The organism is Poseidonibacter sp. (assembly GCF_041821165.1).
GTDB lineage: Bacteria > Campylobacterota > Campylobacteria > Campylobacterales > Arcobacteraceae > Poseidonibacter.
Window position 1 is genome coordinate 1 of sequence record NZ_JBGUES010000072.1, and the last position, 10,536, is coordinate 10,536.

The 10,536-nt window shown below is 26.1% G+C and carries 12 protein-coding genes; 11 read left to right on the forward strand and 1 reads right to left on the reverse strand.

Going from position 1 to position 10,536, the window contains the following annotated elements; translation table 11 throughout:
* The coding region (locus ACERKK_RS07155) for a response regulator (protein WP_373772397.1) at window positions 1–721 on the reverse strand (721 nt) is incomplete at its 3' end.
* 211 nt (window positions 722–932) lie between these two features.
* On the opposite strand from ACERKK_RS07155, the gene ACERKK_RS07160 reads away from it, so the two are divergent.
* From ACERKK_RS07160 to ACERKK_RS07210, 11 genes are all read left to right on the forward strand, one after another.
* Window positions 933–2,213: a peptidase U32 family protein gene (locus ACERKK_RS07160; RefSeq protein ID WP_373772398.1), complete on the forward strand. Its 1,281-nt coding sequence runs from the start codon at window positions 933–935 to the stop codon at window positions 2,211–2,213.
* 9 nt (window positions 2,214–2,222) lie between these two features.
* Window positions 2,223–3,527 carry a hypothetical protein gene (locus ACERKK_RS07165; protein ID WP_373772399.1) on the forward strand — a complete coding sequence of 435 codons (1,305 nt, stop codon included), beginning with the start codon at window positions 2,223–2,225 and terminating at the stop codon, window positions 3,525–3,527.
* A 38-nt stretch (window positions 3,528–3,565) separates the two neighbouring features.
* Window positions 3,566–4,060, forward strand: coding sequence for a 5-(carboxyamino)imidazole ribonucleotide mutase (gene purE / locus ACERKK_RS07170; protein WP_373772400.1), 495 nt, complete (start codon window positions 3,566–3,568; stop codon window positions 4,058–4,060).
* 51 nt (window positions 4,061–4,111) lie between these two features.
* A complete protein-coding gene (gene glyQ, locus ACERKK_RS07175; protein WP_373772401.1) occupies window positions 4,112–5,050 on the forward strand; it encodes a glycine--tRNA ligase subunit alpha in 939 nt (312 codons plus the stop codon).
* Window positions 5,051–5,058: 8 nt separating this feature from the next.
* Window positions 5,059–5,814 carry a Nif3-like dinuclear metal center hexameric protein gene (locus ACERKK_RS07180; protein WP_373772402.1) on the forward strand — a complete coding sequence of 252 codons (756 nt, stop codon included), beginning with the start codon at window positions 5,059–5,061 and terminating at the stop codon, window positions 5,812–5,814.
* Window positions 5,807–6,526, forward strand: a complete 720-nt coding sequence (locus ACERKK_RS07185; RefSeq protein WP_373772403.1) for a zinc ribbon domain-containing protein — start codon at window positions 5,807–5,809, stop codon at window positions 6,524–6,526. Before ACERKK_RS07180 ends, ACERKK_RS07185 begins: the two co-directional genes overlap by 8 nt.
* Before the next feature lie 2 nt (window positions 6,527–6,528).
* Window positions 6,529–7,677: a lipid IV(A) 3-deoxy-D-manno-octulosonic acid transferase gene (waaA, locus tag ACERKK_RS07190; protein WP_373772404.1), complete on the forward strand. Its 1,149-nt coding sequence runs from the start codon at window positions 6,529–6,531 to the stop codon at window positions 7,675–7,677.
* The gene (locus ACERKK_RS07195) at window positions 7,664–8,413 is read left to right on the forward strand and encodes a pseudouridine synthase family protein (RefSeq protein ID WP_373772405.1); all 750 of its coding nucleotides are present in this window, start codon (window positions 7,664–7,666) and stop codon (window positions 8,411–8,413) included. The genes waaA and ACERKK_RS07195 overlap by 14 nt, the downstream gene beginning before the upstream one ends.
* A gap of 175 nt (window positions 8,414–8,588) precedes the next feature.
* Entirely contained in the window at window positions 8,589–9,941 is a 1,353-nt protein-coding gene (gene ffh, locus ACERKK_RS07200) for a signal recognition particle protein (protein WP_373772406.1), read from the forward strand.
* A gap of 87 nt (window positions 9,942–10,028) precedes the next feature.
* Window positions 10,029–10,256 (forward strand): 30S ribosomal protein S16, encoded by a 228-nt coding sequence (gene rpsP, locus ACERKK_RS07205; RefSeq protein ID WP_373772407.1) that lies wholly within the window; start codon window positions 10,029–10,031, stop codon window positions 10,254–10,256.
* A 13-nt stretch (window positions 10,257–10,269) separates the two neighbouring features.
* A complete protein-coding gene (locus tag ACERKK_RS07210; RefSeq protein ID WP_373772408.1) occupies window positions 10,270–10,509 on the forward strand; it encodes a KH domain-containing protein in 240 nt (79 codons plus the stop codon).
* Window positions 10,510–10,536: the final 27 nt, after the last annotated feature.

Below are 10,536 nucleotides of genomic sequence, written 5' to 3' on the forward strand. Positions count from 1 at the left end.
GTATGGGGAAGATAGTTGAATTAGCATAAAAAGTTGAACTATTTCTAGTTATATATTTAAGTTTTCCTTGCCAATTTTGTCCATTTAGTAATGTTTCTTCTTGATTTTTTAATATCTCTTTTGCAATTTCATGATGATAGATTATTTTATAATCTTCACCTATAATATCATCATCTTCACATCCAACAAGTTCTTTTAAAAACTCATTTACGTAATTTATTTTTCCATTTTCATCAAAAATAAAAACAACTGCAACTTTATTTATAATTTCAAGATACTCTTCAACTTCAGCTTGAGAATGTAAAACTTTATCTTCTTCTTTTTTAACTAAACAAACTTCTTCAACTTTTTGTAATACTTCTTCAAACTTTACTGGTTTTGTAAAATGTGCTGTAACATCTTGCTTTAAAGATTCAAGTAGTAGATTAATATCATTATCTTCAGTAAAAAATATAAAAGGTAAGTTTTTATTTGATTCTCTTATTTTACTTAGTAGTTCAATTCCTGACATATAAGGCATTGTAGATTCGCTAATAATTATGTCAATTTGTTCTTTATTATTTATTAAGTCATTGTACTTTGTAAGTGCATCTTTTCCATTATTTGAAATAAATACTTTTTTAAACAAATTATTTAAAAAAGGTTCAAAAGAAGTTATGATATTTTCATCATTTTCAACATATAATATTGTTAATGTTTTTAGAAATTCTTTATTAAGCATATTTGTTATCTACTATTTATTAAATAGAAATCTCCTAAAATACAATTTTAATAATTTTACAATAATTAGATTAACACTAACTTAGTTTTAAAAATAATAAAGTAGACAAAAATTGTCCTATTAAATTTAGAGAAATTTTGATATAATAATAGATTTAAAAAAAAGTATTAATTAAAATATAGATAATTACAGAAACAACCAAAGGAAAATTATGAATAAAGATAAAGTAGAACTACTATCACCAGCAGGAAATTTAGAGAAATTAAAAATAGCTATACAATATGGTGCTGATGCAGTATATGCAGGTGTTAGTCACTTTTCTTTAAGAATTAGAGCGGGAAAAGAGTTTACATTTGAAACATTTAAAGAAGGTATTGATTATGCACACGAACGTGGTAAAAAAGTATATGCAACAATCAATGGATTTCCTTTTAATTCACAAATAGATTTATTAAAAAAACACATTGAAAAAATGGCTGAACTTAAGCCTGATGGTTTTATTGTTGCAGCACCAGGTGTTGTTAAATTATGTAGAGAAATTGCACCTGATATTGATGTTCACTTATCTACACAAGCAAATGTTCTTAATTATCTTGATGCTCAAGTATTTTGGGATTTAGGTGTTAAAAGAATTGTTGTTGCAAGAGAAATATCATTAAAAGATGTAATGCAGATTAAAAAACATTTACCAGAAATGGAAATAGAAATTTTTGTACATGGTTCTATGTGTTTTGCATATTCAGGAAGATGTCTTGTATCTGCTGTTCAAAGTGGTAGAGTTCCAAATAGAGGTTCTTGTGCAAATGACTGTAGATTTGAATATACACTATATGCAGAGAGTGAAAATCAAAATACATTATTTAGATTAGAAGAAGAGCCAGGAGTTGGTACATATATTTTCAATTCAAAAGATATGAACTTAGCTTCTCATATTAATGAAATTTTAGATTCAGGTGCAGTTGATTCACTTAAAATCGAAGGAAGAACAAAATCTCCATATTATGCAGCAGTTACTGCAAATGCATATAGAGAAGCAATTGATGATTATTATGAAGGTACATTTGATCCAGCAAAATACCAAAGAGAATTACATACAACTAAAAATAGAGGATTTACAGATGCTTATTTAATTCATAGACCATTTGAAAAAATGGATTCTCAAAATCATGAATATGCATTATCTAAAGGTTCTTATGAAGTATCTGGATTAATAACTCCAGATGGTGAGCATTTCTTATGTAAATATAAAATTTACCCAAATCAAGATGTAGAAATTTTTGTACCAAAAAATACTGAAATTACTGAGTGTGAAAATGAAATTGGTAAAATTTTTAAAGCAGAAGATGGAGTTTATTATGTTAATTTCAAAAAAATCTTAACAGAAACAAATAAAGAATTAGAATCTGTACATAGTGGTAATACTAATAAAATTAAATTACCTGGAAAACTTCCTGCATTAACAATGTTAAGAGTTGAAAATACAGAAATTTAATTAATAGTTATGATATTTTTTAGAGTTACTCAAAATATGAATATTAAAGCAACTGATGGTACTTTAATAGAATATCATAAATTAAAAAATCCATCAAATTTAAATAGTGAAACATTATATATTACAACATCTGAAGATTTTAATGATTTAAAAAAAGTTTTTGAAACTTTAAATAAAGATAAATATTCTGCTAAATTACTAAATGAAGAAAAAATCAGGTCAATAGAGCAATTCCCAATTGAATTGGGAATCTCTAATGAAAATGAACAAGAAAATTTAGAAAACTTCGGTCAAAAAATTCAAAATAATTTTAATGAAAATAAATATCAAATAAAACCATTACTTCAATCTACACAGAAAGTAGACCTTTTTCATCAATTAAAAAAATTTGAAAACAATAAAATCTCACTTGCAATTATTGGTGGATTTGGTGATTCAATTAGTGAAATGGTATCTGCTTGTTCAGCTCTTAGAATTTTATATAATAAACTAAGTGAAATATATGGAACTGTTGTTTTAGATATCTATATAAAAGCTTCAAATAATAGTTTTTATACAAGAGATAAATCAATATATTTAAAACAAGAGTTTATTCATGAAGTTTATCCTTTAAGTATTAGCGTAAAACGTTTATGTGAATATGATTATTTTATTGATTCAAGTGCAATGAAAACAAAACTTAGTGATTGTACTGAAGAGAATAATATTGATATTTGGCTAAATAAATTTGGTATAGATTATCATAAAGTATCAGATGAATTAAAATATAATGAACTAAGTTTAAAACATTATATTCCTAGTGAATCTTTAAAAAATAAAATTAATAATGCAAAAGAAAGATCAAAACTAATACTTTTTCATCCGTATTCTGCAGATATTAATAAATCAATGCCTCAAGATATTGCATTTAAAATATTAAAAAAACTATTAGTTAAAACAGATTATATAATTGTGTCAACTTTAAATATTAATTCAAAATTTACAGATGATAGATATATTAATTTATCTAAAGATTCAAAAAGTTTTGATGATTATGCATATATTGTTTCAAATATGGATTTTATACTTACTACTGAAACTTCAACTTTTCATATTGCAGATGCTTTTTTAATACCAACAGTTGTGATTTTTACAAAAACTAATATAAAAGAAAAAATAAAATATTATAAATATACAAAAGCAATAGAACTTCATGATGAATCTATTAATTATTCTAACTTTATTTTTGATAATAATGAACTTACTTTTTATAAATTTTCTTCTTGGGAAAAACTTAAAATAAATAGGATTATAAAACTATTAGATTCTTTTTGATATAATATCTACTTTTAAAGAAAAACTTAAGGATTAAAATGAACTTTGTATCAATTATAATGGGTAGTAAATCAGACTATGAGATTATGAAAAACTGTTCTGACACTTTTGAAAAATTTAATGTGAAGTATGAAATGGTTATTTCTTCAGCTCATAGATCACCTGAAAGAACTAAAGAATATATCAAAGAAGCTGAAGCAAAAGGTGCAGTAGCATTTATTGCAGCAGCTGGTATGGCTGCCCATTTAGCGGGTGCATTAGCAGCAGGAACAACTAAACCAGTTATTGGTGTACCTATGAAAGGTGGAGCTATGGATGGTATGGATGCTATGCTTTCTACTGTTCAAATGCCATCAGGTATGCCAGTTGCTACAGTTGCTTTAGGTAAAGCAGGTGCTATAAATGCAGCTTACTTAGCAATTCAAATTTTAGCTATTACAGATAAAGAATTAGCTATTAAATTAAAAGAAGACAGAATAATTAAATCTAAAGCTGTTGAAAGTGATTCAAAAAGTATAGAAGTAATTCTATAATATTTAAACACTTAGATTTAATTAAAAATAAAAAAATTAGGAATTAAATAGATGATTACATTTTCACAAATTCTATTAAAACTACAAGAATTTTGGGCTAACCAAGGATGTAATGTTGTTCAACCTTATGATATTCCAGCTGGTGCTGGAACTTTTCATCCCTCAACATTACTTAGAAGTTTAGACTCTACTCCTTGGGCAACAGCATATGTTGCACCAAGTAGAAGACCAACTGATGGTAGATATGGAGAAAATCCAAATAGATTAGGTGCGTATTATCAATTCCAAACATTAATAAAACCAAGTCCTGATAATATTCAGGATTTGTATTTACAATCTTTAGAATATTTAGGATTAGATTTATCTAAACATGATATTAGATTTGTAGAAGACAACTGGGAATCTCCAACACTTGGTGCTTGGGGACTTGGTTGGGAAGTTTGGCTTGATGGAATGGAAGTTACTCAATTTACATATTTTCAACAAGTAGGTGGATTACCTTGTGATCCTGTTGCAGTTGAAATTACATATGGAACTGAAAGACTTGCAATGTATTTACAAAGTGTTGATTCAGTATTTGACATTGTTTGGAATGAAAATAAATTTGGTACAACTACATATGGTGATGTTCATAAAGAGAGTGAGTATGAATTTTCAAAATATAATTTTGAGGTAGCTAATACAGAAGTGCTATTTAGACATTTTGAAGATGCTTTTAATGAATGTAAAGCTTGTTTAGATGCAGGACTTCCATTACCAGCTTATGATCAATGTATGATAGCTTCACATGCTTTTAATACTTTAGATGCAAGAAAAGCAATTTCAGTTACTGAAAGACAAAACTATATTTTAAAAGTTCGAGAATTATCTCAAGGTTGTGCTATTTTATATAAAGAACAAGAACCTCAAAGATTGGCAAGAGTTAACACAAAATCATCTCTTGAAGCTCTTGAAAAATTAAAAGAAAATAACCCAGAACTATTTTCATAGGATTTAATTTGAAAGTACAGAATATATATGATGTTTTAAATAAAATATCACCTTTTGATATACAAGAAAAATGGGATAATGCCGGTTTACTAGTAGGATCTTTTGATGATGAAATTGAAAAACTATATATTAGTCTAGATTTAGATGCAGAATTAATTGATACAATGGATAGTAATTCTTTAGTAATTACACATCATCCATTGATTTTTTCACCCTTAAGAAAAGTTAATTTTGATACTTATAGTACAAAGTTATTGAAAAAGTTAATTCAAAAAAATATATCTTTAATTTCTATGCACACAAATATTGATAAAACTCATTTAAATAAATATGTGGCAGAAGAAGTTTTAGGTTTAGAAATAATCAATACAGATGAATTTATTTCTTATGCGAATGTAAATATGAATTTTAATGATTTAGTAAAAAATATATCTAAAAAATTAAATTTAAAAACTACAAAAGCAGTTAAATGTAATGAATTTATAAAAACTGTAGCGATTGTAACAGGTGCAGGAATGTCGTTATTAGATGAGGTTAAAGCTGATTGTTTCTTAACAGGTGATATAAAATATCATGATGCAATGGAAGCAAAAGCAAGAGGAATTTCATTAATAGATATACGACATTATGAGAGTGAAAGATATTTTAGTTTCCTTATTGAAGGACTTCTTTCAGAATATTTGAATAAAAATGAATTTAAAGCTATAATAACAGCTTCGAAAAATCCATTTGAGTTTTTTGTAGAAGGAGAAACGGTTGAATAAGTATTTACAGGATTTAATAAAATTATCACAATTTGATACATCAATTAGCATGTATGAGCCAAAAATTGAGAATGAAAAAGAAAAGTTAGCTACATTTGTAGATGCAGCAGAAGGTATTAAAGAAACAATAAATTCTTTATATTTAGAAATTGATGATATTAAATCAAAAAGAACAAAGAATAATATCCATTTATCGGAATTAAAAACAAAATTAGAAACTATTTCTAAGAAAAATAAAGACGTTCAAACTGAAAAAGAATTAAAAGCTTTACAGTTAGAAGAAGAAATTGCTAAAGAGCAAATTACTTTTGCAAATGAAGAAATCGTTAGATTAGATACTTTATGTGAGTCAAAAGAAGAGTACTTAAAAGAGTATCAAGATAAATTAACTGAAGAAGAAGATTCAATTAAAGAAATTCAAGTTGCAGTTGATGATAATATTGAAGAGATAAACAAAGAAAGAAATCTTGTTTATAAAGAAAGAAGTGAATTATTAGAGAAATTTGATAATAAAATTTTAACATTTTATGAAAAAATTAAAAGATGGGCAAAAGATACTGCTGTTGTTCCTGTAAAAAAACAAGCATGTTATGGTTGTTATATGAAAATTAATGATAAAACATATGCAGAAGTAATTAAATCAGAAGAAATTGTAAATTGTCCACATTGTGGAAGAATTCTTTACAAAGAAGCAGAAACTGAAGAGGCTTAGATTTGAGCCTTTTTAGTATATTTTATTACTTACTAAGTATTATAATTTATATACTAGCTATTCCATATTTACTTTATAAATCTAAAAATTCCAAATATAAACAAGCAATACCATCAAAATTTTTTTTAAGAAATAATCCTAAATTTAAAGAAAATGGTATTTGGTTTCATTCATGTTCAATGGGTGAAACAATTGCAATTAAGCCTTTACTTGAATATTATAACAAAGATGCAAATGTTTCTGTTATTACAAATACAGGTTATGAGCAAGCTTTAAAAACAACATCAAATGTAAGATATTTACCATTTGAAATATTTTTACCTTTTTGGATTAATAAGCAAAAAGTATTAGTTGTTATGGAAGCTGAGCTTTGGTTTATGCTTTTTTTTATTGCTAAAAGAAGAGGTGCAAAGACTTTTTTAATAAATGCACGAATCTCGGATAAATCGTATAAATCATATAAAAGATTTTCATTTCTTTATAAAAAGATTTTTGAAAATATTGATAAAGTATTTGCACAAAGTGATATTGATAAAAAAAGATTAGAAGAATTAGGTGCTAAAGATGTTGAAGTTATTGGAAATATAAAGTTAGCTCAACTTCCTAAAGTTAAGAATATTTTAGAAAAACCAAATACGACTTTAATTACAGCTGCAAGTACTCATGAAAATGAAGAAAAATTAATTTTATCTTCATATAAAAAAGAGCATGGAAAGTTAGTAATAGTTCCAAGACATCCTGAAAGATTTGAAAAAGTTGATATTTTAATTAAAGAGTATATAAAAAATAAAAACTTTACTTATCATAAATACAGTGAAAAAAATGATTTTGATTCAGATATAATACTTGTTGATAAAATGGGTATTTTAAATGATATTTTTTCAATTTCTGATGTTGTTATTTTAGGTGGAGCTTTTGAAAAAATAGGTGGACATAATCCAATTGAACCTGCCTATTTTGGTTGTAAAATTATAAGTGGTAAAAATATATTTAATCAAAAACCACTTTTTGAGTGTATTAATAATTATTATTTAATTGAAGATAATCAATTAAGTGAATACTTAGATAATATTAAAAATTTAAAGAAACCAGTATTGACAAAAGCTGGTTCAATTGATCCCATAATAAAGGAAATAAATGTCAGTAGATAAAGCATATAAATTATTAGCAATGCAAGAAAACATATCTAATTCTAAAGCTAAAGAATTAATTGATAAAGGTTTAGTAAGAGTAGGTGGTAAAAAAGTTGTAATTGCAAGAGGTGAAATCAATGTTGATACTAACTTTGTTGTAAAAGATGTAGCTCCAATAAAAGTAATTTTTCAAGATAATGATATTCTAGTAGTTGATAAACCAGCATTTTTAACAGCTGATGAAGTTGCTAAAAAATACCCAAAGGCAATTTTACTTAATAGACTTGATAAAGAAACAAGTGGTGTTATGATGTTTGCTAAAAATGAAGAATTTCAAAAAAGAGCAATTAAAGAGTTTAAAGCAAATAGAGTATATAAAGAGTATGTAGCTATTGTTGAAGGTAAAGTAATTGATGAAATTGAAATAGATAAACCAATTCTTACTACAAAAGATAGAGGTAGTGCTAAATCTAAAATTGATATGAAAAAAGGTAAACCAGCTAAATCAACTGTTTATCCATTATTAGTAGAAGGTAATAAATCAAAAATTAAAGTTGTTATTGAATCTGGTAGAACTCATCAAATTAGAGTACATTTAAATTCAGTTGGATTACCAATTATTGGTGATTTAATGTATGGAAAACCAGCAACTAACATCACAAGAGTATTATTACATTCTAAAATTACAAGAATCTTTGATTACGAATTTGAATGTAAAGAACCTAGAGAATTTAGAGTGTATGAATTTAATTAAAATTTAAGCTTTAAAATAACTACTACACTAAAGGAAACTCCTATTTATGGAGTTTCCTCTTTTAACTATCAAAATAATAAAATAAAACTTTACTTAAAAACTACATTAATTAATCTTTCTTAAAGTAAATAAAAAGTATAATCCGTGCAATTTATAAATATTTGGGAGAAAAGTTTTGTTTGATTCAATAACCGGTTCAATAAAAAATGCTGTTAATAAAATAAGACATAAAGATGATGCTACTGCATTAAAAAAAGCAATAGTTGAGTTAAAAAAATCTTTATTAAAAGCTGATGTTCATCATAAAACAACTAAAGAATTAGTTTTAGCTATTGAGTTAGAAACAAAAAGTAATGGTATTGGACAAGATTCATTTTTAAAAGCATTAAAAGATGAATTGACTAAAGTTTTAACAACTGAAGGTAACCAAGGTTTTGTATTCTCAAATACTCCTCCTACAACAATATTAATGACAGGACTTCAAGGTTCTGGTAAAACAACAACAACAGGTAAGTTAGCAAACTATTTAAAACTTAGAAATAAAAAAGTTTTAGTTGCTGCGTGTGATTTACAAAGATTAGCAGCAGTTGAACAATTAAAACAAATTGCAGCACAAATTGAAGTTGATATTTATTTTGATGATAATGAAACAAATCCAATAAAAATAGCACAAGATGCAAAAGAGAAAGCTACAAAAGAGCATTATGATGTTTTATTAATTGATACAGCTGGACGATTAGCAATTGATGAAGAATTAATGAATCAATTAAAAGATGTTAGAGATTCAATTAAACCTGATGAGATTTTTTATGTTGCTGATTCTTTAACAGGTCATGATGCTACTAAAACAGCTACAACATTTAAAGAAAAAATTGGAATTGATGGTGTAATTTTATCTAAATATGATGGTGATACAAAAGGTGGAGTTGCATTATCTATTGCTTCTCAAGTTGGTGTACCATTAAGATTTATTGGTAATGGTGAAAAAATGCCAGACCTTGAAGTTTTTATTCCTGATAGAATTGTTTCTAGATTATTAGGTCTTGGAGATATCGAAGGACTTGCTGAAAAAACGTCATCTGTAATTGATGAGAAAAAAGCAAAAGAAGTTGCTAAAAAGATTAAAAAAGGTGATTTTAACTTTAATGACTTTTTAGATCAACTTAAAATGATGAGTAAATTAGGTTCTATGAAATCTATTATTGGAATGATTCCTGGTCTATCTCAAATGGCTGGACCAATAAAAGATATGGATTTTGAAAACTCTGATGAAATTAAAAGAATTAAAGCCTTAATTGGTTCTATGACTTTAAAAGAAAGAGAAAATCCAGACTTAATGAATCCAAGTAGAAAGAAAAGAATTTCTAGAGGTTCTGGACTTTCAGAAGTACAAATTAATAAGATTTTAAAACAATTTAAAAGTGCTTCAAAAATGGCTAAAAAACTTTCTTCTAAAGGTGGAATGAAAGGTTTACAAAATATGTTGTCTCAAATGGGACCTGGTGGAATGCCAAAGTTACCTAGATAGAGATATATTAAATAAAATAGTATTGAGTTGTGAACTTTATTTTGAGTTTAGAATTCAATACTATAAATTAAATTAAGGAAAGAAAATATGACAGTAATTAGATTAACAAGAATGGGAAGAAACAAAAAACCATTTTATAGAATCGTTGTAACAGACTCAAGAAAAAGAAGAGATTCAGGTTGGATTGAATCAATTGGATACTTTAACCCAGTTTCTGAGCCAAAAGTATTAAAAATTGATGAAGAAAGATATAACTACTGGTTAAGTGTTGGTGCTAAACCTTCTGAAAAAGTTGCAAAATTAGCATCAAAATAATTAGATAGTTACTATGATTACTGATTTTATAGAAAACTATGCAAAACTAATTGTTAGTGTGCCTAATGATGTACGTGTTACTAAAGAGTTAATCGATGATACATTTGCAGAAATAACAGTTGAAGCAAATAGTGTTGATATTGGTAAACTAATTGGGAAAAATGGAAATATGATTAATGCTTTAAAAACTATGGCAAATGGTTGTAAAGCAAAAAATGGTATTTCTTATAAAATACAAGTTATCGCAAAGTAGAATAAAATATGAATAGTAAGATTTATG